General features: G+C 75.0%; 22 protein-coding genes. 14 read left to right on the top strand and 8 right to left on the bottom strand.

All coding sequences use genetic code 11. The features are described from left to right. Nucleotides 1-126 precede the first annotated feature (126 nt). From ACWCYY_RS06525 to ACWCYY_RS06515, 3 genes are all read left to right on the top strand, one after another. Complete coding sequence (locus ACWCYY_RS06525) at nucleotides 127-2151, top strand: N-6 DNA methylase (protein WP_449795306.1); 2025 nt, start codon at nucleotides 127-129, stop codon at nucleotides 2149-2151. An 85-nt stretch (nucleotides 2152-2236) separates the two neighbouring features. Further along, nucleotides 2237-2761, top strand: a complete 525-nt coding sequence (locus tag ACWCYY_RS06520; protein ID WP_449795305.1) for a hypothetical protein — start codon at nucleotides 2237-2239, stop codon at nucleotides 2759-2761. Then, nucleotides 2758-4296 (top strand): protein kinase domain-containing protein, encoded by a 1539-nt coding sequence (locus tag ACWCYY_RS06515; protein ID WP_449795304.1) that lies wholly within the window; start codon nucleotides 2758-2760, stop codon nucleotides 4294-4296. The genes ACWCYY_RS06520 and ACWCYY_RS06515 overlap by 4 nt, the downstream gene beginning before the upstream one ends. Nucleotides 4297-4317: 21 nt before the next feature. Here the strand turns inward: ACWCYY_RS06515 and ACWCYY_RS06510 are convergent, their stop codons facing one another. Together ACWCYY_RS06510 and ACWCYY_RS06505 are read right to left on the bottom strand one after the other, a co-directional pair. Next, the gene (locus ACWCYY_RS06510) at nucleotides 4318-4803 is read right to left on the bottom strand and encodes a GNAT family N-acetyltransferase (RefSeq protein WP_345286016.1); all 486 of its coding nucleotides are present in this window, start codon (nucleotides 4801-4803) and stop codon (nucleotides 4318-4320) included. A 36-nt stretch (nucleotides 4804-4839) separates the two neighbouring features. Then, the gene (locus ACWCYY_RS06505; protein WP_345286018.1) at nucleotides 4840-5250 is read right to left on the bottom strand and encodes an ankyrin repeat domain-containing protein; all 411 of its coding nucleotides are present in this window, start codon (nucleotides 5248-5250) and stop codon (nucleotides 4840-4842) included. Between the two features lie 246 nt (nucleotides 5251-5496). On the opposite strand from ACWCYY_RS06505, the gene ACWCYY_RS06500 reads away from it, so the two are divergent. From ACWCYY_RS06500 to ACWCYY_RS06490, 3 genes are all read left to right on the top strand, one after another. After that, on the top strand, nucleotides 5497-5691 hold the full coding sequence (locus tag ACWCYY_RS06500) for a hypothetical protein (protein WP_345286020.1): 195 nt from the start codon (nucleotides 5497-5499) through the stop codon (nucleotides 5689-5691). A 97-nt stretch (nucleotides 5692-5788) separates the two neighbouring features. After that, complete coding sequence (locus ACWCYY_RS06495) at nucleotides 5789-7399, top strand: hypothetical protein (RefSeq protein ID WP_449795303.1); 1611 nt, start codon at nucleotides 5789-5791, stop codon at nucleotides 7397-7399. Nucleotides 7400-7640: 241 nt separating this feature from the next. After that, nucleotides 7641-8015, top strand: a complete 375-nt coding sequence (locus ACWCYY_RS06490) for an RNA polymerase-binding protein RbpA (protein WP_345286024.1) — start codon at nucleotides 7641-7643, stop codon at nucleotides 8013-8015. A 93-nt stretch (nucleotides 8016-8108) separates the two neighbouring features. On the opposite strand, the gene fxsA is transcribed toward ACWCYY_RS06490, so the two are convergent. Further along, the gene (gene fxsA, locus ACWCYY_RS06485) at nucleotides 8109-8684 is read right to left on the bottom strand and encodes an FxsA family membrane protein (protein WP_449795302.1); all 576 of its coding nucleotides are present in this window, start codon (nucleotides 8682-8684) and stop codon (nucleotides 8109-8111) included. An 86-nt stretch (nucleotides 8685-8770) separates the two neighbouring features. Then, nucleotides 8771-10402 (bottom strand): apolipoprotein N-acyltransferase, encoded by a 1632-nt coding sequence (gene lnt, locus ACWCYY_RS06480; RefSeq protein WP_449795301.1) that lies wholly within the window; start codon nucleotides 10400-10402, stop codon nucleotides 8771-8773. Nucleotides 10403-10504: 102 nt separating this feature from the next. Between lnt and ACWCYY_RS06475 the strand changes: the two genes are divergently transcribed. Beyond that, entirely contained in the window at nucleotides 10505-11311 is an 807-nt protein-coding gene (locus ACWCYY_RS06475; RefSeq protein ID WP_449795300.1) for a hypothetical protein, read from the top strand. 9 nt (nucleotides 11312-11320) lie between these two features. Here ACWCYY_RS06475 and ACWCYY_RS06470 read toward each other — a convergent pair whose 3' ends face one another. Continuing rightward, nucleotides 11321-12931: an amidohydrolase gene (locus ACWCYY_RS06470; RefSeq protein WP_449795299.1), complete on the bottom strand. Its 1611-nt coding sequence runs from the start codon at nucleotides 12929-12931 to the stop codon at nucleotides 11321-11323. 30 nt (nucleotides 12932-12961) lie between these two features. Continuing rightward, nucleotides 12962-13402, bottom strand: a complete 441-nt coding sequence (locus ACWCYY_RS06465; protein ID WP_345280974.1) for an Lrp/AsnC family transcriptional regulator — start codon at nucleotides 13400-13402, stop codon at nucleotides 12962-12964. A 161-nt stretch (nucleotides 13403-13563) separates the two neighbouring features. Here ACWCYY_RS06465 and ACWCYY_RS06460 point away from each other — a divergent pair, with 161 nt between their 5' ends. The 4 genes from ACWCYY_RS06460 to ACWCYY_RS06445 all read left to right on the top strand — a co-directional run bounded on the left by ACWCYY_RS06460 (nucleotide 13564) and on the right by ACWCYY_RS06445 (nucleotide 16587). Continuing rightward, nucleotides 13564-14781, top strand: coding sequence for a serine hydrolase domain-containing protein (locus ACWCYY_RS06460; protein WP_345280976.1), 1218 nt, complete (start codon nucleotides 13564-13566; stop codon nucleotides 14779-14781). A 76-nt stretch (nucleotides 14782-14857) separates the two neighbouring features. Further along, nucleotides 14858-15556, top strand: a complete 699-nt coding sequence (locus tag ACWCYY_RS06455) for a TetR/AcrR family transcriptional regulator (protein ID WP_345280978.1) — start codon at nucleotides 14858-14860, stop codon at nucleotides 15554-15556. Next, nucleotides 15553-15888, top strand: a complete 336-nt coding sequence (locus ACWCYY_RS06450; RefSeq protein ID WP_345280980.1) for a DUF6204 family protein — start codon at nucleotides 15553-15555, stop codon at nucleotides 15886-15888. Before ACWCYY_RS06455 ends, ACWCYY_RS06450 begins: the two co-directional genes overlap by 4 nt. A gap of 267 nt (nucleotides 15889-16155) precedes the next feature. After that, a complete protein-coding gene (locus ACWCYY_RS06445) occupies nucleotides 16156-16587 on the top strand; it encodes a hypothetical protein (RefSeq protein ID WP_345280982.1) in 432 nt (143 codons plus the stop codon). A 96-nt stretch (nucleotides 16588-16683) separates the two neighbouring features. On the opposite strand, the gene ACWCYY_RS06440 is transcribed toward ACWCYY_RS06445, so the two are convergent. Next, nucleotides 16684-17847, bottom strand: coding sequence for an acyl-CoA dehydrogenase family protein (locus ACWCYY_RS06440; RefSeq protein ID WP_345280984.1), 1164 nt, complete (start codon nucleotides 17845-17847; stop codon nucleotides 16684-16686). Between the two features lie 238 nt (nucleotides 17848-18085). On the opposite strand from ACWCYY_RS06440, the gene ACWCYY_RS06435 reads away from it, so the two are divergent. The 3 genes from ACWCYY_RS06435 (at nucleotide 18086) to ACWCYY_RS06425 (ending at nucleotide 22900) form a co-directional block, all read left to right on the top strand. Further along, entirely contained in the window at nucleotides 18086-18703 is a 618-nt protein-coding gene (locus ACWCYY_RS06435; protein WP_345280986.1) for a uridine kinase family protein, read from the top strand. Between the two features lie 242 nt (nucleotides 18704-18945). Continuing rightward, a complete protein-coding gene (locus ACWCYY_RS06430; RefSeq protein WP_449795298.1) occupies nucleotides 18946-20814 on the top strand; it encodes an AAA family ATPase in 1869 nt (622 codons plus the stop codon). 187 nt (nucleotides 20815-21001) lie between these two features. After that, nucleotides 21002-22900 (top strand): PP2C family protein-serine/threonine phosphatase, encoded by a 1899-nt coding sequence (locus ACWCYY_RS06425; RefSeq protein ID WP_449795297.1) that lies wholly within the window; start codon nucleotides 21002-21004, stop codon nucleotides 22898-22900. On the opposite strand, the gene ACWCYY_RS06420 is transcribed toward ACWCYY_RS06425, so the two are convergent. Further along, on the bottom strand, nucleotides 22891-24087 hold the full coding sequence (locus ACWCYY_RS06420; RefSeq protein WP_449795296.1) for a C40 family peptidase: 1197 nt from the start codon (nucleotides 24085-24087) through the stop codon (nucleotides 22891-22893). The genes ACWCYY_RS06425 and ACWCYY_RS06420 overlap by 10 nt on opposite strands. Nucleotides 24088-24181: the final 94 nt, after the last annotated feature.

Below are 24181 nucleotides of genomic sequence, written 5' to 3'. Positions count from 1 at the left end.
CGGGACCAGGTGAGTGGCGCGCCAATCACAGCATGCACTGTGAACCGCGTCAACAGCCGTTCACGCCGTGAGGAAGGTTGTAGGATGCGAGCGCACCCAGCACGCCGCCACGGAAGGGCCCGCTCAGTGACGGAGAACAGGACCGAGGTCACCGCCGCCGGAATCGCCCGCTTCGCCGGCGTCGGCCGAGCCGCGGTGAGCAACTGGCGGCGGCGGCACGGCGACTTCCCCAAGCCGGTCGGCGGCACCGACACCAGCCCGGTCTTCGACCTGGCCGAGGTCGAACGCTGGCTGCGCGACCAGGGCAAGGTCGACCAGGTCCCGCTGCGCGAGCGGCTCTGGCAGCAGGTCGAGCAGGACCCGGCCGGGGCGGCCACCGCGCTGCGCCTGATCGGCGCCGTCCTGCTGCTGCGCGAGCACCCCGCCGCCTGGCAGCGGCTGATCGCCACCGACGACGCCGAGCTGGCCCGCGAGCTGCCCTCCGCGCTCGCCGAGGCCCTGCGCGCTCGCCTCGGCGAGGACCACCCCGTCGCCGTACCGGACGGGCCCGGGCTGACGGACCGTCTGCCGCTGGTGCGCGGGTGCGCGGAGCTGGCCGAGGAGACCGGGGCCCGTCAGGCGTACGAGTTCCTGATGGGCCGTCACCTGGAGGCCGGGCCGCGCCAGTACACCCTCACCCCCGCACCGCTGTCCGAGCTGATGGCCGCGCTGGCCGGCCGCGCCGGGCTGGTCCTGGACCCCGCCTGCGGCTTCGGCGGCCTGCTGCTGGCCACCGGACCCGGCTCCACCGTGACCGGCCAGGAGTCCGACCCCGACCTCGCCGCGCTCACCGCGCTGCGGCTCGCCCTGCACACCGACGCGCCCGTCCGGATCCGGGTCGGCGACAGCCTGCGCACCGACGCCCACCCGGGCCTGCGGGCCGACGCGGTGCTCTGCCACCCCCCGTTCAACGAGCGCTCCTGGGGCCACGAGGAGCTCGCCTACGACCCCCGCTGGGAGTACGGCCTGCCGCCCAGGACCGAGTCCGAATTGGCCTGGGTCCAGCACGCCCTCGGCCACCTGGACGACGGCGCCCCCGCCGTCCTGCTGATGCCCCCGGCGGCGGCCTCCCGCCGCTCGGGCCGCCGCATCCGGGCCGACCTGCTGCGGCGCGGCGCCCTGCGCGCCGTGGTCGCCCTGCCCGCCGGTGCGGCCCCGCCGTTCGGCATCCCGCTGCACCTGTGGGTGCTGCGCCGCCCGGCGGCCCACGCGCCCCAGCCGCAGCAGCTGCTGGTGGTGAACGTCGCGGACCGCCCGGACGGCCAGGACCGGCTGCCCTGGCCCGAGTTGCGCGGCGCGGTGCTGACGGCCTGGCAGGAGTTCGACCGGGACGGCGCGACCACGGAGCGCCCCGGCCTCAGCCGCACCGTCCCGCTGGTCGACCTGCTCGACGACGACGTGGACGTGACCCCGGCCCGCCACCTGCCGGCCCGGGCGGTCGAGCCCGGCCGGGCCGCCCTGGCCGGGCTCCACCAGCAACTCACCGCGGCCCTGCGGAGCGCCACCGACCTGGCGCCGAAGGCCGGGCCGGCCACCCGGCCCGGCCGCTGGGCGATGACCAGCATCGGTGATCTCGCCCGCAGCGGTGCCCTGGTGGTCCTCACCGGCGGCCCCGGGGGCGGCCAGGGCGGCGGCCCGCCGATCCTGACCGAGCACGACGTGCTGACCGGCGGACCGCCGTCCGGCGCCCCGCCCGAGGGCGCGGCCGAGGAGGCGGTGCTCCTCCGGGTCGGGGACGTCCTGGTACCGGTTCTCGGCCGCGGCACGGTCACCCGGGTCGTCGGCCCGGCCACCGCCGGGGCCGCCCTCGGGCGCAACGTGCACCTGCTGAGGCCCGATGCCGCCGTCCTGGACCCGTGGTTCCTGTCCGGCTTCGTGCGCGGCACCGCCAACAACCAGCAGGCCAGCAGTTTCACCTCGTCCGCCGTCCGGCTGGACGTGCGCCGCCTCCAGGTGCCGCGGCTGCCCCTGTCCGACCAGCGGCTGTACGGCGAGCGGTTCCGCGCCCTGGCCGACTTCGAGGCGGCGTACCGGACGGCGGCCGGGCTGGGCGAGCAGCTCGTCCAGGGCCTCTACGACGGCCTCACCGACGGGAGCCTGGCGCCTCGTTAGACCGGCAGACGGACCCCGGAGCGATCTGTAAGCTGCCCTCCGGCAGACAGCCAGCCCCCACCCACAGCGCCGGAGGAGTCCCGCCATGTACGGCCCGACCCCGACGGCCCCGGCCCCGCCGACGCCCGGCAGTGCGGTACGGGTGTGGCTCGTGCTCCTGCGGGCGGCCCTGGCCCTGATCGCGGTCTGCAGCCTCGGCTTCCTCGCGTGGTTGCCGTTGCTGGTCCCGGCCCTGGTCCACCGGCGGCTCCGCGACTGGCTGCTCTTCTGCGCCTCGCTCGCCGTGGTCCTGGGCAGCGGGTTCCTGATCGGCAGGTCGGACGACACCTCTGTCGCGATCGCCATGCTGATCCTGCTCAGCCAGGCGGCCCTCGTGTCGGCCTACACCGCCGCGGTCGGTCTGACCCGTCGTCAGGCTCCCCCTCCCCCGGCGGTGCCCGGCAACCCGCCCGTCTGGTACGGCCACCCGCTGCCCGCGCCGCACGCCGCCGTGCTTCCACCCGTGACCGGCTACGCCCTCCCGGCCGTGCCGAACCAGCGACGGGTCGACCAAGTCCGCTCCGGACTTGACGAACTCAGCGCCTACCTGAAGCAGCAGGACGCTCCGTGAGGGCCCGTCTGATCAGCGGACGCTACGAGTTGACCACCCTGATCGGCCAGGGCGGCATGGGCCAGGTGTGGACGGCGCACGACCACACCCTCGACCGCCGGGTCGCCGTCAAACTCCTCCGGCCGGACCGGATCACCGGTTCCGAGCACGCCGGGGACCTACGGCGCCGGTTCGCCCGCGAGTGCCGTGTCACCGCCCGGATCGACCACCCGGGCCTGGTCGCCGTGCACGACGTCGCGCACGACGGGGACGACCTCTGCCTGGTGATGCAGTACGTCCGCGGGTCGGACCTGGCCGACCACCTGGCCGAGCAGGACCCGTACCCCTGGCCCTGGGCGGTCGCCGTGGCGGCCCAGCTCTGCTCGGTGCTGGCCGCCGTGCACGCGCTGCCGGCCGTGCACCGCGACCTCAAGCCGCGCAACGTGATGGTCCGCACCGACGGCACCGTGGTCCTGCTGGACCTCGGCCTCGCCACCGTCCTGGACAGCGACGCCTCCCGGCTCACCCTCACCGGGACGCACCTCGGCAGCCCGGCGTACACGGCTCCGGAGCAGGCCATCGGCGATCCGGTCGGCCCGCGCACCGACCTCTACTCGCTCGGCGTGATCCTGCACGAACTGCTGAGCGGCAGCGTCCCGTTCACCCGCACCGCCCCGCTCGGCCTGCTGCACCAGCACCTCCACGAGCCGCCGGCCCCGCTGCGCACGATCAGGCCGGAGGTTCCCGAGCCGCTCGAGGCGCTGGTCCTCCACCTGCTCGCCAAGGACCCGCGCGACCGGCCGGCCGACGCGACGGCGGTGTACCGAGCGCTCGAACCCCTGCTCCCGAGGCCGGCCGAAGGCCCGGCGGCCGCCTCCGGCGGAGGACCACCGACGGACCCGACCCGGCCCTTCCGCCGGCCGTACGCCCCCTGGACCGACCGACCGACGCCCGCACCGCCCGCACCGCCCGTGACGGCCCCGCGTGCGGCGGACACCCCGGAGACGGACGTGGCCGCCGCCGTCGAGGAGGCCAGACGGCTGCTGGACGCCGGACGGCTCTCGGACGCGGTCGGCCCGCTCGGCCGGGCCCTGCCCGTCGCGGTGGAGACCCACGGCCCGCACTCGGCCGTCGTCCTGATGCTGCGCAGGCAGTACGCCGCGACGCTGCTGGAGGCCGGGATGTTCGGCACGGCGCTCCCCGAACTCCGGCTGCTGATCGAGGAGTCCGTCACCGGGAACGGCCCGGACGATCCGCGGACCGCGCACCTGCGGGCCGAGGCGGCGCAGTGCTTGGACCGCCTCGGCGACCACGCGGGCGCACTCGCCGAGTACCGCGCCGCGCTCCCCGGGCTGGACCGGCTCGCGGCCACCGATGCGGCGCCCGCCCTGGACGCCCGCCACCGCATCGCCCGGCTGCAGCTGCAGACCGGTGCCGACGCCGAGGCCCGGACGACACTGCTCCAGGTGCTGCTCGGCGCCGAGCGGCACTACGGCCCGCACCACCCGATCGCCGCCGAGACCCGCCGGTTCCTGGAGCGGCTGGACGGCCGCTGAGGACCGCCGGGTGACGGCCCGTCAGGCGACGGCCGGGACGAGCTCCTTGCCGTAGCAGAGGCTCTCCGGGTGGTCGCGGTAGTAGCCGTACTTGGTGATCGGCCGGTAGCCCTCGGACTCGTACAGCCCGATCGCCTCCGGCTGCTCGGTGCCGGTCTCCAGGATCAGCCTGGTCAGACCGGCGGCCAGCGCCTCGGCCTCCAGGTGCCGCAGCACCGCCCGGGACAGGCCCCGGCCGCGGGCGGAGGCCGAGACGTACATCCGCTTCAGCTCGCCGTCGCCGTCCCGGACGTCGTCCGGCCCGGCCTGCTTGACCCGGAAGCCGCCGCAGGCGACCGGCACGCCGTCCAGGTAGCCCACCACGAAGAGCCCGGCCGGCGGGTCGAAGTGCTCGGGGTGGATGACCGTCAGGTCGCCCTCGCCGTACCGCTGGACGTACTCCTGCTGGACCTCGGCCGAGAGCTTGGCGGCGTCGGGGTGCGCGAAACCGGTGGTGCGGATCTCCATGGCCGCCAAGCCTACGGCCTCACCGTCCGGACGTGATCAGCGGCCTTCGAACCGGGCCACCAGATCGTCCTTGCCGAACATCCGGGCCGTCTCGACGGCGGTCGGGGCGCCCGCCCTGGGGTCGGCGTTCCCCTCCAGCAGCGCGTCGATCACCGCGGCCTCGCCCTTGAAGACGGCGCCCGCGAGCGGCGTCTGGCCCCGGTCGTTGACCCGGTCCGGATCGGCGCCGTGCCCGAGCAGGACCCGGACGGTGTCGGCGTGGCCGTGGTACGCGGCCAGCATCACCAGGGAGTCACCGCGGTCGTTCGACAGGTCGGCCGGGGCCCCGGCGTCCAGGTAGGCGCCGAGCAGTGCGGTGTCGCCCTGACGGGCGGCGTCGAAGAGCTTGCCGGCGAGTGCGATGACCTCGGCGTCCGGGGTCTTGGGAGCGTCGGCGGAGTCTGACATTGACGGGGCCTCTCTCGGATCGGGGTCGGTGGTGCCGTACGCACCGTAGCGGACGACACGCGCACGGACGGTAGGGGCAGCCGTTCGGGCGAATTTCGCCGCTCGTGTACGCCCTACGTCGGGGTTCTACGGGAAACCACCCATTTGCCACGTTCCATCATCTATTACTTTTTGTCACGATAAGGACACTTTCGGTTACGCCGAATTCCTGTGTGTCCCGTCGTCCCCAGACCGAGGAGCCGTCGCGTGATTCTCTCCATCTCCGGCATCGTCCTGTTCGGCACCATCGCATTCCTGTTCTTCCGCCGAGACGGGCTCAAGGTCTCGCACGCGATCGTCTGCGCACTCCTCGGTTTCTACATCGCGGGCTCTTCGATCGCCCCGAGCATCCAGGCCGGCGGCGCGAGCCTCGCGAGCCTGCTCGGCGGCATCAAGTTCTGACGGTCCGGTCTCCGTTCGGCCCGGGTGCGGATCCCCACCGCCCCGGGCCTGAAGCGTCTTCCCGTCCCCTTCCCCCGTCCCCGGAGAGTCCCGCCGAATGTCCGTCACCCGCCACCTCAGCCGAGGCCGCGACCTGGCCCGCACCGCCGGCGACCACGCCGCCGACATGTTCGCCCCGCTCACCGTGCTCGGCCGCGGCCTGCGCCACCACTCCGACTGGGCCAAGGCCCGCTGGGCCGCCACCCCCAAGGAGAAGCGCGGCCCGACGCTCTTCCTGACCGCCGCCGCCGTGCTCGGCGTCTTCCTGATCCCGCGCGGCCCGCTGTTCGCCCTGATCGCCGTGATGGCCAGCGCCGCCTGGTACGGACGCTCCCCCAAGGCCGCCCCCGCGGCGCCCGCCCCGGACGCCGGCGACCTCAAGCTGGCGGCCCTCTACGCCGCGCTGACCCCGTACCTGGCCGGCCTGGACGACCCGAGCCCGCTGTACTCCGCCGAGGGCAGCCACAAGGCGGCCTTCAGCGGCTGGGAGTTCGACGGGGAGGGCCGCCTGTCCACCCTGGACCTCGCCTACCCCGCCTGGTTCACCGACACCGAGCCCTCCGCCCGGGCCCGGATCGAGCAGGTGATCCAGGGCAAGGCCGGCCGCGGCCGCGAGTACCGCTTCGACTGGGACGAGGAGTCCAACCGGCTGCGGGTGAGCGCCCTGGCCCCGCTGCCCACCGACGTCTGGGCCCAGCCCTTCGTCACCGCTCCCGGCGAGATCGTGCTCGGCTTCACCGACGGCCACGACAGCCAGCGCACCATCCCGGTCACCCAGGGCGGCGCCACCGCGCAGCAGCCCCCGGTGATCTGGCGCACCGGCCCGCGGGCCGGCGAGCCGCACCTGCTGGCCCTCGGCACGGCCGGCTCCGGCACCTCCACCCTGCTGCGCTCGATCGCCCTCCAGGCGCTGCGCCACGGCGACCTGATGGTGATCGACGGCGCGGGCACCGGCGAGCACGCCTGCCTGGTCAACCGCCCCGGCGTGCACACCGTGGAGACCAGCCTGCGCGGCACCCTGGCAGCCCTGGAGTGGGCCGCCAACGAGACCGAGCGCCGCCTCTCCGCCCTCAACGCGGCCCGCCACCACGGGGTGGCCGTCCCCGAGGACGTCACCCGCCCGCTCTGGCTGCTGCTCGACCACCCCACGGAGCTCACCGAGCTGGCCCACGCCGAGGGCCGCCCGGACCCGCAGGAGCTGCTGGAGCTGCCGCTGCGGCACGGCCGGGCGGCCCGGGTCACCGTGGTGATCGCCGAGGACCTGACGGCGTACGAGCGGATCTCCCCGACCGCCCGGGCCACCACCCGGGCCCGGGTGGTGCTCGGCCAGACCACCGCCGAGACCGCCTCCGCCGCCCTCGCCACCGCGCTGGACATCACCCCGGCGGCCGGCCGCACCGAGCCCGGCCGCGGCTACGCCCGCCTCGGCACCGCCGCCCCCGTCCGCCTCCAGGTGCCGGTCACGGTGGACCCGCTGGACGAGGAGGCCCCCACCGCGCAGCGCGAGGCGGTGATCGCCCTGCTCCCCCACCGCGACACCCGCACCGAGGCGGCCGCCGACCCGCTGGTGAAGGCCCCGGCCGCGTCCTCCGCCACCGACGGACCCGCCCCCGCGGTGCCCGACATGCCGAAGGAACCGCCCGCGATCCGCCCCCGTCCCGTGTGGTGAATCCGTAACCGCTAAGCTGTCTGGCCGCGACCAACTGGACAACTCTGCGCAACGATGACGGCACACTGGGTGATAAATACGTTCAGATGTGACAAATCGGGCGACGATGGGTACAAACAGTGGCGGCACGACAGGCGACGCACGCCCCGGAACGGGAATCTTCGTCGGTGGCCGAGCGTTGACCGAACGACGATGACAGACCACTAGTCCTGTGGGCCAGAAGCCCGGGAGGCACGATTTCATGAGCGAGCGAGCTCTCCGCGGCACGCGACTCGGGGCGACCAGCTACGAGACCGACCGTGGAATCGACCTGGCTCCCCGCCAGACCGTCGAGTACGCATGTCAGAACGGACACCGGTTCGAGGTTCCCTTCTCCGTCGAGGCGGAGATCCCCTCGGCCTGGGAATGCCGGTTCTGTGGCCAGGAGGCCATGCTGCTCGACGGTGATGAGCCGGAGGAGAAGAAGACCAAGCCGACGCGTACCCATTGGGACATGCTGATGGAGCGTCGGACGCGCGAGGAGCTCGAGGAGGTCCTGGCAGAGCGCCTGGCCGTCCTCCGCTCCGGTGGGATGAACCTCGCGGTGCACCCGCGGGACACCCGCAAGAGCGCCTGACCCCGTAGTACCCGTGCAGTACCCCGTAGCACCGAAGGGGCCCGAGCTTCCGATCAGGAAGCCCGGGCCCCTCGGTGTTTCCGAGCTCGTCCCTCAGCCGGCGATCGGGGGACGGTAGTCGGTGTCCGGCCCCTTGGCCGGGCCGGTGGCCGGGTCGACCACCTCGCCCTGGATGACCTTGCCGTCGGGGCGGTGGATGCGCAGCTGCTCCTGCAGGCGCACGGCGTCCGCCAGGCGGTCCGCACCGACCGGGGAGGTGGAGCGCAGCGCCTTGCCCGCCAGGCGGCGGCCCAGCGAGCGCCAGAGCGCCCTGGTGGGCGGGAAGAGCAGCGAGAGGCCGAGCACGTCGGAGAGGAAGCCCGGCAGGATCAGCAGCGTCCCGGCCAGCACGGTCATGCTGGTGCCGGTCTGCGGCTGGGCGGACTGCGGGGACCTGCTCTGCTCGATCGCGGCCGAGATCGCCTTCATCCCGGCGCGCTTGATCAGCCAGCCGCCGAGGAAGGCGCCGCCGGCCAGCAGCAGGATCACGGCGAACCAGCTGGTCGCCGAGGCGACCACGGTCAGCAGCCAGATCTCCAGCACCAGCCAGGCGGCGATCAGCAGCGGCAGCACCCGGCGCACACGGCTGCGCGGCGGGGCAGAGGGGGCCGGGGGTACGTGCTGGCTCACGGTTCTGATCCACTCCGTCGTGGCACCCGGCTCTGGACCGGGCCGGCTTCTCCGGCCCGCACCCCGGGCGCCACCTGGGACAACGGTCAGGAACCGGTCGGTGTTCCGGAGCCCCTCCGCCGGCGCAGCGCCCCCAGCGCGACCAGCGCGCAGGCGCCGAGGCCGGTCAGCGCCAGCACCCACTCGGGCCCGGCACCGACCCGGTCCGCGACCGTCCTGCCGTCCCGCAGCGGGACCACCGCGCTGAGCTCGGCGGCGGTCATCAGCCTGCTCTCCTGCACCACCGTGCCGTCGGGGGCGATGATCGCGCTGATCCCGTTGGTGGCGGCGATCAGCACCGCGCGGCCGTGCTCGACCGCCCGCAGGCGGGACATCGCCAGCTGCTGCTGGGGCTGGCCGGTCTCCGAGTAGGTGGCGTTGTTGGTCTGCACGACCAGTACCCGGCCGCCCTCGTTGACGGTGTCGCGGACGATGCCGTCGTAGGCGACCTCGAAGCAGATCACGTCGCCGATCCGGGCCGGGCCGAGGTCCATGACGCCGTTCTTCGTGCCCGGGTAGAAGTCGCGGGCGACCATCTGCAGCCGGGTGATCACCTTGGACAGCTGGTCACGGAAGGGCACGTACTCGCCGAACGGCACCGGGTGCTGCTTGGTGTACGAGGCACCGGGGCCGGTCTTCGGGTCCCAGACGATGCCCTGGTTCTGCACGTGCTGGGCGTCCGGGCCGTCGACCAGGGTGCCGACCAGGACGGGCACGCCGATCGCCTTCACGGCCTCGTCGATCCGGGCGCGGGCCAGCGGCTCGGAGAAGGGGTCGAGGTCGGAGGAGTTCTCCGGCCAGATCACCACGTCGGGCTTCTCCGCCCGGCCGGCCGCGATGTCGGCAGCGAGCTTCTCGGTGGCCCGGGCGTGGTTGTGCAGCACCGTCATCGGGCGGCCCAGGAAGTGCATGCCGGGGCTCGGCACGTCGCCCTGGATCACCGCGACCTTGAGGGTGTCGTCGGCGGCGGTCGGGACGGGCACCAGGTACCCGGCCAGCAGCGCGGCCACCGCGCCCGCCACGCCGGCCGCCGCGGCGGGCCGGGCACCGCGGCGCAGCCGGAGCGCGGCCCAGGCCAGCAGGGCTCCGCTCAGCGCGACGGCGAAGGTCACCAGCGGGGCACCGCCGAGCGCCGCGAGCGGCGTGAACGGGCTGGCGGTGTTGGCGAAGGCCAGCCGGCCCCAGGGGAAGCCGCCCAGCGGTATCCGGTCCCGGGCCCACTCCTGGGCGACCCAGAGGCAGGCCGCCCAGAGCGGCCAGCCGCGCACGCGGGAGGTGACGGCCAGGCCCGAGCCGAGGGCGGCCATGAACAGCGCCTCGATGACGGAGAGTCCGACGGTGGCGTCCCAGCCGATCACCCGCAGCCAGCTGAGCAGCAGCAGGAAGAACGGCAGGCCGAACGCGAAGCCCGTCCACGCCCCCTGACGGGCCGTCCGCCCACGGGTGAGCAGCGACAGGGCGGCGACGCCGACCAGCGACAGCGGCCACAGGCCGTACGGCGGGAAGGCCAGCGCGAGCAGCAGCCCGGCGGCCACGGCCAGGCCGGTCCGGCGCAGGTCCGGCAGCCGGATCAGCCTCCGCTGGACCGGGGTCTCGGGCTCGGTTTCCGCCACGGGGCGTTCCTGTTCGACGGGCAGTGCCACCTGCGCACCACCTCTCTGCTGTGCACGCGCTTCCATTCTGGTCGGAAGACGGTACCCCGGAGACCCCGGAACACGGGAGCCAGGCCCGTGCACCCCGTGGACTTCCGCCCCTCCCCGTCCGCTCCTACGATCACGATCATGTCGATCACGTCACCGATACCCGTCCTGCGGGGAAGCCAGGGCGCCGTGCTGCGTCTCGACGGCGAGGCCCTGGTCCTGACCCGCCCGCACGCGCAGCTGCGGATCCCCTTGGCGGCGGTCCGCCGGGTGCGCGCGGAGGACCGGTCGGTGAGCGTCGAGCTGGCCGCCGGGGCCGCCGTGCACCGGGTCGCCGGGGTGAGCAGCGCCGCCGCCGCGGTCTTCGCCGCGGCGGTGACCGCAGCGCTGCCCGAGCACCCCGACGAGGAGGCCGTCGTCGTCACCAGCACCGTGGCCGAGACGCGGCCGCAGCGGCGGATCCGCCTGCTCAAGCGCTGGGCGCTCGTGCTCGGCCTCGTGGTGACGGCCGTGTCCGCCGCCACCGGCATCGCCACGGGCGGGCTCACCGGGATCGTGCTCGGTGTGATGAGCCTGCTGTGCGGCGCCTTGGGCGTGGCGATGACGGCGGTCGGCCTCGGCGGGCTCTGGCTGGCGCACCGTCAGCGGTACCTGCTCCGCCACGGCATCACCGTCGAGGCCGAGCGGCTGCCCGACCAGCCGTGGACGTACGCGTACACGGACACCGACGGCGTGAGCCGCTCCCTGTGGGCCAAGAGCGCCTCCGCCACCCTGGAGGTCGCCTACGCCCCCGGGGACCCCTCGGAGGTGGTCGTCCGCCGGTCAGGGGCGCGCACCGCCCGGGAGGCCGCCTTCGCGCTGGGCCTGTCCGCCTGCGGCCTCGCCGCCCTGGGCGGGGTGGTGGTCCTGCTGGTCGGGTCCCTCCAGGGCGTGTACGTCGGCGTGTAGCGGGCCCTCTCAGGCCGTGTGGACGGTGCGGCCCCGGACGACGGTGCGCAGGCAGGTCGGGAGCGGGGTGCCCGGGGTGAGGTCGGGCAGGCCCGGGGTGCCGGAGCGGGGGTCGGTGGACCAGCCGGCGACGCGGGAGTCGGGGGCCTGGACGACCAGGTCGCCGGCGGCCCAGACCGCGTAGCTGGCGACGGCGCCGGGGACGAGGACGCCGTCCTGGTCACGGCCGATCGCGCGCCAGCCACCCCGGGTGTGGGCGGTGAAGGCGGCGCGGACGGAGACCCGGTGCTCCAGCGTGTGGTGGAAGGCGGCGGCCCGGACGGTGCCCCAGGGGTCGAGCGGGGTGACGGGGGCGTCGGAGGAGAAGGCCAGCGGGACGCCGGCCCGCAGCAGCGCCGCGAAGGGGTTGAGGGCGGCGGCCCGCTCCGCGCCGAGGCGCTGGACGTACATGCCGTCCTCGCCGCCCCAGAAGGCGTCGAAGGCGGGCTGCACCGAGGCGGTCAGGCCGAGCTCGGCGAAGGCGGCGATGGACTTCTCGTCGAGCGCCTCGGCGTGCTCGACCCGGTGCCGGCGGGCCCGGACGGCCTCCAGGCCGACCCGCCCGGCGGCGGTCCGCACGCCCTCCAGGACGGCCGCGATCGCGGCGTCCCCGATGGCGTGGAAGCCGGCCTGCAGGCCCGCCTCGGTGCAGGCCGTGACGTGGTCGGCGATCTGAGCGGCCGTCAGGTAGGCGGTGCCGGTGGTGTGGTCGGCGTCCTCGTACGGCGCGTGCAGGCAGGCGGTGCGCGAGCCGATCGCGCCGTCCGCGAAGAGGTCGCCGCCCGCCCCGAGGGCGCCCAGGCGCCGGGCGGTCTCGACGCCCGCCGGGGCGAGCTCGCCCCAGTAGCCGAAGACCTCGGGGCCCTCGCCCTCGGCGGCCAGCGCGAGCAGCGCGGCGAGGTCCTGCTCGGAGGAGATCTCGGGCCCGGCGCACTCGTGCAGCGCGCCGATGCCGAGCTCGGCGGCGCGGCGCAGGGTGGCCCGCTGGGCGGCCCGGCGCTGAGCGTCCGTCAGCTCGGCGAGGGCGGTCTGCCGGACGGCGTGGTGGGCGTCCCGGCTCACCGGGCCCTCGGGGTGGTACCCGGGCAGCGAGGCCAGACCCTCCGTCAGCTCCCGCAGGGCGGTGGAGGCCAGGGCGGAGTGCACGTCGGTGCGGGAGAGGTAGAGGGCCGCTCCCCCGGCGGCCGCGTCCAGTTCGGCGAGGCTCGGGGCGCGGCCCTCGGGCCACTTGGCCTCGTCCCAGCCGTGGCCGATCAGCACGCCCTCACCGGCCGCGGCGAAGGCGGCGATCCGCTCCAGGGCCTCGGCCAGCGAGGGGCAGCCGGTCAGGTCGAGACCGGTCAGCGCCAGGCCGGCCGAGGTGGCGTGCACGTGGGCGTCCACGAACGCGGGGGTGACCAGCGCGCCGTCCAGCTCCACCACCTCGTCGGCGGTCGCCGCGTACGCCTCGGCGGCGCCGTCGCTGCCGACCCAGGCGATGTGTTCCCCCTCGGCCAGCATCGCGGTGGCGAACGGGTCGGCGGGGCTGTAGACGGAACCGCCGCGCAGCAGCACGGTGCGGTGGGTGGTGGGTGCGCTCATGGGCACCAGTCTGCACCCGGACGGTTCCCGTCAGAGCTTCGGGGGTCGGGCCTCGTACGGGGTGGAGAGCACCACGGTGGTGCGGGTGGAGACGCCGGCCGCGCTGCGGATGCGGGCGAGCAGGTCCTCCAGGTCGCCGGGGGCGGAGACCCGGACCTTGAGGATGTAGTTCTCGTCGCCCGCGACGCTGTGGCAGGCCTCGATCTCCGGCAGCCCGGCGAGGCGTTCGGGGGTGTCGTCGGGGCTGCTCGGGTCGAAGGGCTTCACCGAGATGAACGCGGTCAGCGCCAGGTCGACCGCGTCCGGGTCGATGATGGCGGTGTAGCCGCGGATGACGCCGCGCTGCTCCAGGCGCCGCACCCGCTGGTGCACCGCCGAGGTGGACAGGCCGGTGGCCTTGCCCAGGTCCGTGTAGCTCATCCGGCCGTCTTCGAGCAGCAGCCGGACGATGCGTTGGTCGAGATCCTCCACAAGGCGCAAACCTAGCGCGCCCGGTGACGTTCCGCCGACACCGGGCGTCCGGTTCCCGCCACGGCCGGGTTGACGGCGGGTCAGGGCCCGACGGGTGACGGCGGCGGCGGGTCCGCGGTGCGCTGCCCGGATCGGGGGTACCCGGACCGAAGACTGGGCACATGAGAGCCTCCCGCCCCGGCACCCTGCTGCGCCTGGCCGCCGCCACCGCGCTGCTCGCCCTCGCCGTCCCGGCCACCGCGACGGCCGGTGAGCCGCGCCACCGGCCCTGCGTCGGCTCGCAGGTGCCCGAGGAGGGGCCGGCCCGCGAGGTGCTGCGGATCGCCGAGGCGGCGAAGGCCGAGATGGGGCTCAACTCGGTGATCCTGCGGGTGAGCCGGGGCGGCCGGGAGCTGATCACCACCGCCCTCGGCGAGTCGATGACCGGGGTCCCGGCCGAGCCGGCCATGCACTTCCGCAACGGCAACATCGCGATCAGCTACCTGGGCACCGCCCTGCTCCAGCTGGTGGACGAGGGCGTGGTGAGCCTGGACGACCCGGTCTCCACCTGGCTGCCGGACCTGCCGGACGGCGAGCGCATCACCCTGCGGATGCTCGGCTCCTCCACCTCCGGCCTGGTCGACTACGTGACCTCCCCGGGTTTCGGCGAGGGCCTGTACGCGGACCCGTTCCGGCAGTGGACGGCGCGGGAGCTGGTGGACGTCTCGCTGCACCAGCACCCCTGGTACGACCCGGGCACCAACTGGAGCTACTCGCACGCCAACTTCGTGCTGCTCGGGGCCGCGTTGGAGAAGATCACCCACACCCCCCTGGAGCAGCTGCTCCAGGAGAAGGTGCTGGACCGGCTGGGCCTGGCCGAGACCAGGAACTCCTCCACCCCGGACATCCCCGCCCCGGTCCTGCACGCCTTCACCGCCGAACGCGGCACCTACGAGGAGTCCACCTTCTGGAACCCCTCCTGGACCACCGCCCCGGGCGCCGTCCAGACCACCGACATCTGCGACCTGGCCCGCTCGGCCGGCGGCATCGGCGGCGGCGAGCTGCTCTCCGAGGCCTCCCGCGCGGAACTCCTGAACCCCGGCACGGTCGGCCTCGGCCACCCGACCAAGCGCTGCCCCGAGACGGTCTGCCTCCCCCAGACCGAGGCCACCCACTACGGCATGGGCGTGGTGGTGCTCGGCGACTGGATCTCCCAGCACCCCCTCTTCTACGGCTACACCGCCTCCCAGGCCCACCTCCCCTGCGACGACCTCTCCATCGCCGTCACCACCACCAAGGGCCCGAACACCCCCGGCGGCCACACCGCCCAGACCATCACCCAGCGCATCGCCACCGCCCTCGCCCCGGACCACCCCATCCCCGACTTCGGCCGGGGCTGAGCCCGGCCGAAAATCCGTACCCCTCTAACGGTGTAAGGGATAGATTCTCCCTTACACCGTTAGAGGAGGTACGCCCATGCCCGGCAGCGAAGGTCCCGCGCCGCTGAGCCGCCCGGCGATCGCCGCCGCCGCTCTGCTGGTGCTGGAGCGCGAGGGCGTGAACGGGCTGTCCATGCGCAAGGTGGCGGCCGAGCTCGGGGTGCAGGCACCCTCGCTCTACTGGCACGTGCGGAACAAGGAGGAGATCCTCGACCTCCTGTCGGACGCATTGATGACCGATGCCGAGGCGCCGCCCCCGCACGGGAGTTGGCGGGAGCAGCTGCGGGAGTACTGCCTGCGGTACCGACGCCACCTGCTGGACCGGCGGGACGCGGCGAAGGTGGTGGCGGGGCGCCTGGCGCCCGGGCCGGCGCTGCTGCGTCTGATGGACGATCAGCTGGGGCGCCTGCGCGCGGCGGGGTTCTCGGACCCGGACGCGGCGATGGTCAACTACCTGCTGGGCGCGTTCGTCCAGGGCTTCGTGCTCCAGGAGCAGGGGCCGCTCTCCGCCGCCGAGGCGATGGGCGCCGACCGCCGGGCGGCCGCCGACGCCGCCGGGGCGCAGCTGGCCGCACTGCCGCCGGAGGACTTCCCGCACCTGACCGCCCTGGCCGGCGCCCTGACCGGCCCGGGCATGGACGAGCGGTTCGAGTTCGGCCTCGAACGCCTCCTCGACGGACTCGCCGTCCTGCTCGCCGGGCAGGACCCCACCACCCCGGAAGGGCACCACCCATGACCGAGCGCACCTACCGCGTGATCGTCCGCGGCGTCTTCGCCGACCTCGACGAGGACCACCGCACCACCCTGCTGGCGCGGGCCCCGCAGCACAGCCACCTGTTCGCCGCCTTCACCGACGAGGGCACCCTGGTCTACGACGAGCAGCTGCACGCCTTCAGCTACCGCTGCGTGGTCCGCCAGCCGGCCGAGCTGGCGGACGAGGCGGCGGGCCCGGCCGCCGAGGAGCGTGCCGCGGCGGCACTGGCGGCCCGCGGGGTCGGCCACGGCGAACTGCGCAGCCAGGTCACCAGCATGGACGACATGAAGATCCGCCGGCCCCGCCGGGGCTGACGACCGCAGCGGCGGCCGGGGCCGGCGCGCCGCCCTGGCCGGCGCCCGGAGCGGCGCCGGGCCCGCGGGGAGGAAGCGCGGAGGACGTGACGAGGTCGTGACGAGGTCGCGAGGGGCGCGCAGGTGGCACATGCCGCGTGAATGTGGCCCAGAGCACACGGTGTGCATCACACTGCGGCCCTCCGCAGGGTTATGAGTCCCCGTCAGCGGGAAGTGCTGCTCTTGGCCGGGGCCGACGAAGGCCGGGCCAGATCCGAGGGGGATCACATGCCTGCTGTCGAACAGCCTTCCCGCACCGCTGCGGAGGATCACGAACGCCTCGACTTCGAGGACTTCCCGGGTGTCGACCCGGGCGAGATGGAGACCTGGGAGATCTTCCGGGTGCACTGCCCCGAGTGCGACCGCCCGATCGCGCTGCTCGGCGACGAGGACCGGCTGCCGCAGCACGCCGTCCTGCCCACCGCCTGGCACCCCTTCTCCGCCCAGCTCTGCCCGGGCACCGGCGCGCCGACCGCCGAGCTCGCGGAGTGCGACTCGGCCGAGCACGCCGAGCCGAACGGCATGGAGCTGATCAGCCTGCCGGCCGACTTCGACTGGCGCACCCACCCGTTCTCGCACGCGGGCGCCCCGGGCTCGGGCCCGCTGGAGCGCCGCGCCCGGGTGCCCCAGCAGCGTTCGCGCGGCCTGGTCCGGCACTGACCGCCCGTCCGCCGCGACGCCCCTGAAACCTCGCGCAAACCCGTAGGGCGCCGGTCCCCCCGTGCGGACCGGCGCCCTCCGTGGTGACTACACGCTTCAGCGGCCGCTGAGGTGACGCCCGATCACCAGCCGCTGGATCTGGTTGGTGCCCTCCACGATCTGCAGCACCTTGGCCTCGCGCATGTAGCGCTCGGCCGGGAAGTCCTGGGTGTAGCCGGCGCCGCCGAGCACCTGGACGGCGTCGACCGTGACGCTCATCGCCGCGTCGGTGCAGAACAGCTTGGCCATCGCGGCCTCCTTGGAGAACGCCATCCCGGCGTCCCGGCGGCGGGCCGCCGCGAGGTAGAGCGAACGCCCGGCCTCGATCTTGGTGGCCATGTCGGCCAGCATGAAGGACAGGCCCTGGAACTCGGCGATCGGGCGGCCGAACTGCTGCCGGGTGCCCGCGTACTCCACCGCCAGGTCCAGCGCGGCCTGGGCCACGCCGATCGCGCAGGCGGCGATGCCCAGCCGGCCGGAGTCCAGCGCGGAGAGGGCGATCTGGAAGCCCTGGCCCTCCTCGCCGACCAGCCGGTCCTCGTCCACCCGCACGCCGTCGAAGTGCAGCTGGGCGGTGGGCGAGGAGCGCATGCCCATCTTGTGCTCCGGCGGCGCGGCCGACAGGCCCTCGGCGTCGCCCGGCACCAGCAGGCAGCTGATCCCGCGCGGGCCGTCCTCGCCGGTGCGCACCATCGAGCTGTAGAAGTCGGCCTGCCCGCCGTGGGTGATCCAGGCCTTGGTGCCGTTCACCACGTACTGGCCGCCGTCCTTCTCGGCCCGGGTGCGCAGCGCGGCCGCGTCGGAGCCGGACTGCGGCTCGGAGAGGCAGTAGGCGCCGAGCTGGGCCCCGCCGAGCATGCCGGGCAGCCAGCGACGCTTCTGCTCCTCGGAGCCGAAGGTGGCCAGGGCGTGGCAGGAGAGGGTGTGGACGCTGACGCCGAGGCCGACCGCGAGCCAGCCGGCGGCCAGCTCCTCCAGCACCTGGAGGTAGACCTCGTACGGCTGCTCGCCGCCGCCGTACTCCTCGCCGTAGGGGAGGGAGAGCAGCCCGGCCTCGCCGAGGGTGGCGAACACCTCGCGCGGGAAGCGGTTGGCGGCCTCGTCCTCGGCCGCGCGGGGGCGGAGCTCGTTCTGCACCAGGTCCCGGGTCAGGGCGAGGAGTTCGCGGGCCTCCTCGCTCGGCAGCTGGCGGTCCACGGGCTTGGCAGCGGCGGAAGTCATGAGGGTTCGTCGCCTCCTCGGTCGGGCGCCGGCCCGGAGGGTACGGGTCGGCGCGGCAGGTCGGCCCGAGCACCACCGGATCGCGGTGAACGCTCGTTCACAGGGCTTGGCGTTGTGCAGTATGCCCGATGCCGGGCGCGCCGTCACGGTCCGGAACGGCACATCACCCGAGCTCCGGTGCCACAACGTCAGAACCGGCCGCGGGGCCGCGACCTGCGGCCGCCCGTAGAGTGGGCCGGTGACCGCCGCCGACCTCGCCCCGCTCGCCGACCGGCTGCGCGCCCTGCCGCCGTCGCTCGGCCCGGTGCGGCTGGTCGCCGTCGACGGGCACGCGGGCTCGGGCAAGACCACCTTCGCCGGACGCCTGGCCGAGGCGCTGGGCGGCGCCCCCGTGGTACACCTGGACGACCTGGCCACCCACGAGGAGCCGTTCGGCTGGACGCGGCGCCTGCGCACCGAGGTGCTGGAGCCGCTGGCGCGCGGCCGCACCGCCGAGCACCGGGTCTACGACTGGGTCGGGCGCCGGTTCGCGACGGTCCGTCAGGTCCCGCCCGCGCCCGTGGTGCTGCTGGAGGGGGTGGGCGCCGGACGGCGCGAGGTGCGGCCCGATCTGGCGCTGCTGGTCTGGATGGAGCTGGGCCAGGCCGCCGCCCGGGCCCGCGGCGAACTGCGGGACGGGCCGGAGCTGGCCGGCTTCTGGGCCGGCTGGGCGGTCGCCGAGCGGGCCCACTTCGCCGCCGACCCGAGCCGTCCGTACGCCGATCTCCTGGTGCACGGAGTCACCGGCCGGATCGCTGAGGGCACCCTAAGTGAGACCTCCGCAGGGCCCTTGACCTGGGGGATCGGCAGCATTTAGGTTCAGCTCAGCGCGCGGTTGGTTGAGCGCGCAACCACAGACACGGCACCTCCGGCTTGTTCCCCCGTGAGCCGGAGGTGCCGTCCCCCTCCCGGCGCTCCGCCGAAGATCGTCCAATCCCGCGTCGCCCCACCGGATTTGATGCCGGATTGGCTTCGCGCGCCACCCTTCCGGATCAGCCTCCCACCGGTACGATTTCCGCAAGGGGGTGTGCTGGTGCACACGGCGGGGGGCTGAGTGTCATGGCGAGTTCCGATTCCACCGGGCCGGACCGGCTGGCCGACCGGGCCTGGCTGCGGGCGATGGACGCCTACGCCGCGGGCTCGTACGCGCGCGCGGAGGAGGAGTTCCGCACCGCCGTGCGGCTCGACCCGGGGATGGCGGACGCCTGGCTCGGCCTGCACGCGCTGCGCTGCGACACCTCCGCCGCACTGGTCGAGATGCACCGCCACCAGAAACGTTTCGGCGAGCAGCGCGCCCAGCACCGGCGGCCGCTCAGCTCCTGGTACTGGCTCGGCTGGTGGGTGCAGCCCGTCCTCGAGGACGCCCGCGACCTCGCGCTGGCGCACGCCTCGCACTGGCTGGACGGCCGGCACCTGGCGGAGCTGGACACCGCCCTGGCCTCCTGCTCCTCCCCCGAGGACGACCCCTCGGTCCGCTTCCTGCACGCCTGCCGCTCCTACCTGCTCAAGGACTGGGAGCAGCTGATCCGCGACACCGAGCCGCTGCTGGACGACCAACTCCTCGGCATCGAGGCCGGGTTGTTCGCCGGCATGGCCCGGGTCCGCCTCGACATGTGCGCCCAGGCCCAGCACCCGCTGGCCGTCTCGCTGGCCCGCTGCCGCTCCGAGCAGCCCCAGCGCAAGGAGCTGCGCTACTGGCTGGCCCGCGCCTACGAGGGCGCCGGGCGCAGCGCAGCCGCCCTCCCGCTCTACCGCGCCGTGCACCGCGCCGACCCCGGCTTCATGGACACCGCCGCCCGGCTGGCCGCCATCGCCACCGAGGACGGGGTGCTCGACGAACTGATGCTGCCCGCCCTCACCTCGGGCGAACTCCCCTTCCCCGACGAGGAGTTCCTCGACGCCGCGGAGCCCGCCGAACCCCCCGTCGCTCCCCCGGCCGAGCCTGCGGCCTCCGCCTCGCCCGAGCAGGCACCGGAGCCCGAGACCACGCCCGAGCCCACCCAGACGCCGGTCCGGGCCACCGCCGCCGGCGCCGCTCCGCCGTCCGGCCCGGTGCCGCTGCGCTCCGGTGGCAGCGACGGCCTGGAGGCGGCGCTCGCCCAGCTGGAGCAGATGGTCGGGCTGGACCCGGTGAAGCGTCAGGTCCGGGCGCTCTCGGCCCAGTTGCGGATGTCCCGGCTGCGGGCCGACCAGTCGCTGCCGGTCGCCCCGCCCAAGCGGCACTTCGTCTTCTCCGGCCCCTCCGGCACCGGCAAGACCACCGTCGCGCGGATCCTCGGCCAGGTCTTCCACGCGCTCGGCCTGCTCTCCGGCGACCACCTGGTGGAGGCCCAGCGCGCCGACCTGGTCGGCGAGTACCTCGGGCAGACGGCGGTCAAGGCCAACGAGCTGATCGACTCCGCGCTGGACGGCGTCCTCTTCATCGACGAGGCCTACAGCCTCTCCAACTCCGGCTACAGCCAGGGCGACGCCTACGGGGACGAGGCGCTCCAGGTCCTGCTCAAGCGCGCCGAGGACAACCGCGACCGCCTGGTCGTCATCCTGGCCGGCTACCCCGAGGGCATGAACCGCCTGCTCGCCACCAACCCCGGCCTCAACTCCCGCTTCACCACCCGGGTCGACTTCCCCAGCTACCGCCCCGCCGAACTCACCGCCATCGGCCGCACCCTCGCCGCCGGCAGCGGCGACGGCTGGGACCCGGACGCCGCGGAGGAGCTGGCCAGCATCTGCACCCACGTGGTCGCCGAGGGCTGGATCGACGACCTCGGCAACGGCCGCTTCATCCGCACCCTCTACGAGAAGTCCTGCGCCTACCGCGACCTGCGCCTCTCCACCCTCACCACCACCCCCGGCCGCGAGGACCTGATCACCCTCCGCCTCCCCGACCTCATGCAGGCCTACGGCGAACTCATCGACGCCCGCCGCTGACCCCCGCCTGCGGCGGGATCGCGTACCCGCCTCAGGCGGGGCCGAAGGCAGCAGTCCGTCAGTCACCCACCACGCCCCTCACGCCGCCCCTCGGGCACCCTCCTCACCCCACCGGAGGCGACACCGTGCCGGGCCGCCCGTCCGGTGGCAGGCTCGGTCGGAGGGGCCGCCCAGGGTGAGGAGCAGCGTGGACCGGGTCGTGCAGGCGGTGTCGCTGCTGGTGGACCGTCAGGGACGGGTGGCCGCGGTCTGCCCGCACGAGGCGACGGTGGGCGGTCTGCCGGCCGCGCGGGTGCTCGGGCAGCCTGCGTCGCGGCTGTTCGAACCCGCCTCGGGCGAGAAGGTCGCCGGGCTGCTGGCCGCACCGGACGGCGGACTGGTGCCCGCCCTGCTGGCCACCTCCGCCGAGGGCGGACCGGCCCAGTCGGTCTGGGTCCGGGCCCGGCCGGTGCTCACCTCGGCCCCGGAGCTGCCCGTGGTGGAGCTGCTGATCGGCACCGGCCCGCGCGAATGGCTGCTGGAGCGCACCCCGCTCGGCCTGTGGTGCGCCGACCCGACGGAGGGGGTGAACCAGCGGGACGACTCCGCCGCCCTGCTCTACGGGGTGCCCGGGGCCCGGCAGTTGACGGTCGCGGAGTTCCTGGCCCGGGTGCATCCGGACGACGTCCCGGACCTGCTGAGCCTCCAGCTGGACGCCACCGAGCAGCCCGGCCGCACCGTCCAGGCGCACTTCCGCTTCCAGGGCGACGACGGCGGCTGGCGCTGGCTGCTCACCTGGGCCTGCTCGTTCACGGTGATGGGCCGTCCGCTGCTGGTCGGGGTGAGCGCGGCGCTCGACGGCGGGCCGGTCGACGGGAGGTCCGACGAGGGGGCCCGGATCGCCCGCCGGGTGCGCCGCCCGGCCGAGGAGCTGCTGCTGGCGCCCTCGCAGGAGCGGGTGGCGGACCTGCTGCTGGAGCGGTTCCCGGCGCTGATCGGCGCGACCCAGGCCACCGTCGGCCTGCTGGACGGCGACCGGGGGCGGCGGCTGCGGATCGAGCGGCGGCCCGAGCCGCCGGCCGGGCACGGCGCTCCCTGGGTGGTGCCGCTCGACGCCGCCCTGCCGCTGGCGGTGGTGGCCCGCACCGGGCGGCCCAGCTTCCTCACCCGGGACGAGTACCTGGCCCTGGCCCCGGACGGCGGCACCCTGGTGGCCGAGCCCCGGACGCGTTCCTGGAGCATCCTGCCGCTCACCGAGCCCGGCGGCGCACCGCTCGGCGCCTGGGCGCTGGGCCACGAGGGCCCGGACGGCCTGGCGCCGACCGCCGTCGCCGCGGTCCGCGAGGTGGCCCGGCTGGCCGGGCAGGCACTGGCGCGCACCGGCCGCACCCAGCCGTACCTCGACCTGGCCGACGCGTTCCAGGCCGGTGCCGCGCCGCTCCCGCCGGACGCCGTGGACGGCCTGACCGTGACGGTCCGTCACCTGCCGGCCCAGCACGACCTCGGCCTCGGCGGTGACTGGTACGACCTGATCGACCTGCGCGACGGCACGGTGATGGTCTGCGTCGGCGACGTCCAGGGCCACGGCGCGCACGCCGCCCCGCTGATGGCCCGGCTGCGCACCCTGGTGCGGGCGTACTCCCTGGGCTCCCCCGACCCGGGTACGGTGCTCGGTCTGGTCAACGACTTCCTGGACCGCTTCCCGGTATCGGCCACCGCCACCTGCACCCTGCTGCGGCTCGACCCGCGCACCGGCTCCACCCTGGTCGCCCGCGCCGCGCACCCCCCGCTGCTGGTGGTCGGCCCCGACGGCGCCGTCCGGACCGAGAACGTCACCGGAGGTCTGCCGCTCGGTGTCCTGCCGGGCCAGGGGTACCCCACCGAACCGGTCGACCTCCCGCCCGGCGCCCTGCTGGCGCTCTGTACCGACGGCCTGGTGGAAGGGCCCGCACTCCCCCTGGAGCAGGGCCTGGCGGCGCTCGGCGCCGTGCTCTCGGCCTGGCCCGGGGATTCCCTGGATCCCCTGGCCGACCGGCTGCTCCCGCTCGCCGGGGCGACCGGCCACCAGGACGACGCCACCGTGCTGCTGTTGGCCCGTCAGTCCTGAGGGCCCGACCGCGGGTCGGCGTCCGGGCGGACCGCGCCGAGGACGGGCAGGAGGCCGAGCGGGGCGATCTTGACGACGGTCCCGGGGTGGGGGGCGTGGACGACCAGGCCGCCGCCGAGGTACATCGAGACGTGGGTGGCGCCGGGGTCGTAGATGACCAGGTCGCCCGGGCGGAGCTCGTGGAGGGGGACGCGGGTCAGTCCCGCCCACTGGTCCTGGCTGGTGCGCGGGATGGGGGTCCCGGCGTGCTGCCAGGCCCAGGAGGTGAGGCCGGAGCAGTCGAAGACCTCGGGGCCGGCGCCGCCCCAGACGTACGGGCGGCCGAGCTGCCCCAGCGCCTCGGCGATCGCCCGCGCCCCCGCCCCGCTCGGTGCGGCGTCCGTCTCCGGCAGCGCGGCCGAGTCCTCCGCCTGAACCATCGTCACCCCGCCGCCGGGTGCCGCCTTCGCCCGTGCGTCCCGCGCCAGCTCCGCCACCGTGTCGGCCAGCCGCCGCTCCAGGTCCGCCTGTGCGGCCCGGCTCGCCCCGGCCGCCGCCCCCGCCTCCTGCGCCGCCCGCTCCGCCGCCTCCTGCCGCCCGCTGACCTCGGCGTAGGTGCCGCGCAGCTGCCGGACCAGTTCGGCCTGGGCCCGCGCCCCGGCCATCGGCACGCCGTCCGGCACCAGCGCCGTCGGCCCGGTGACCAGCAGCCGCAGGAAGCCGGAGAGGCCCTGCCCCCGGTAGTCGGAGCCCGCCAGCTGCGCCGCTCCCAGTTCGCCGTCCTGGAGCCGGGCCCCCGCCGCCGCCCGCTCGGCGCCGAGCACGTCGGCGGCCCGCCGAAGGCCGGCCGCCTCGCCGGCCTGACGCTCCGCCAGCACCCGCGCCGCGTCGGCGGCGGGCCGCAGTTCGGCGATGTCCAGGGCGAGCCGCACCAGCACCGGGTCGCCGATCTCGGCCGCCGGGAGCGCGGACACCCCGGGCTGCGGCACCACCGCGGCCGGATCGCCGGGCCGGGCGAAGTCGCCTGGCTGGGCGAACGGCCCCGGCACGCGGGCCGCTCCGGGCCGGGTGCCGGTCGGCGGGGGCCCCGGGTCCGCGTGGGCGAGGGCGCCGAGCGGGCCCGCCCAGAGGGCGACCGCCACCGCCGTCGCGACCGCCGAACGCCGGAGCGTCCGCTGACCCGGGGCACCGCCCTGACCGACCGTCATCCGGTCTTCCCTTCGCCCGGCCGCCGAGCGCCTCGCCGCCCGGCGTACCGTCGGCCATGCTCATCCCGCCCCCGGCCCGGGTCACGGGAGGCAC

It is taken from the genome of Kitasatospora sp. NPDC001664 (genome assembly GCF_053596675.1).
The sequence above is the reverse complement of the archived record's forward strand: the minus strand, read 5'-3'. Positions and strand labels throughout refer to the sequence as shown.

Coding starts and splice junctions, on each gene's coding strand:
- ACWCYY_RS06475 (WP_449795300.1), top strand. CDS start 10,505: ATGTCGATCACGTCACCGATACCCGTCCTGCGGGGAAGCCAGGGCGCC.
- lnt (WP_449795301.1), bottom strand. CDS start 10,402: ATGGAAGCGCGTGCACAGCAGAGAGGTGGTGCGCAGGTGGCACTGCCC.
- ACWCYY_RS06460 (WP_345280976.1), top strand. CDS start 13,564: ATGAGAGCCTCCCGCCCCGGCACCCTGCTGCGCCTGGCCGCCGCCACC.
- ACWCYY_RS06430 (WP_449795298.1), top strand. CDS start 18,946: ATGGCGAGTTCCGATTCCACCGGGCCGGACCGGCTGGCCGACCGGGCC.
- ACWCYY_RS06470 (WP_449795299.1), bottom strand. CDS start 12,931: ATGAGCGCACCCACCACCCACCGCACCGTGCTGCTGCGCGGCGGTTCC.
- ACWCYY_RS06420 (WP_449795296.1), bottom strand. CDS start 24,087: ATGACGGTCGGTCAGGGCGGTGCCCCGGGTCAGCGGACGCTCCGGCGT.
- ACWCYY_RS06445 (WP_345280982.1), top strand. CDS start 16,156: ATGCCTGCTGTCGAACAGCCTTCCCGCACCGCTGCGGAGGATCACGAA.
- ACWCYY_RS06520 (WP_449795305.1), top strand. CDS start 2,237: ATGTACGGCCCGACCCCGACGGCCCCGGCCCCGCCGACGCCCGGCAGT.
- ACWCYY_RS06495 (WP_449795303.1), top strand. CDS start 5,789: ATGTCCGTCACCCGCCACCTCAGCCGAGGCCGCGACCTGGCCCGCACC.
- ACWCYY_RS06490 (WP_345286024.1), top strand. CDS start 7,641: ATGAGCGAGCGAGCTCTCCGCGGCACGCGACTCGGGGCGACCAGCTAC.
- ACWCYY_RS06455 (WP_345280978.1), top strand. CDS start 14,858: ATGCCCGGCAGCGAAGGTCCCGCGCCGCTGAGCCGCCCGGCGATCGCC.
- ACWCYY_RS06440 (WP_345280984.1), bottom strand. CDS start 17,847: ATGACTTCCGCCGCTGCCAAGCCCGTGGACCGCCAGCTGCCGAGCGAG.
- ACWCYY_RS06450 (WP_345280980.1), top strand. CDS start 15,553: ATGACCGAGCGCACCTACCGCGTGATCGTCCGCGGCGTCTTCGCCGAC.
- ACWCYY_RS06505 (WP_345286018.1), bottom strand. CDS start 5,250: ATGTCAGACTCCGCCGACGCTCCCAAGACCCCGGACGCCGAGGTCATC.
- ACWCYY_RS06510 (WP_345286016.1), bottom strand. CDS start 4,803: ATGGAGATCCGCACCACCGGTTTCGCGCACCCCGACGCCGCCAAGCTC.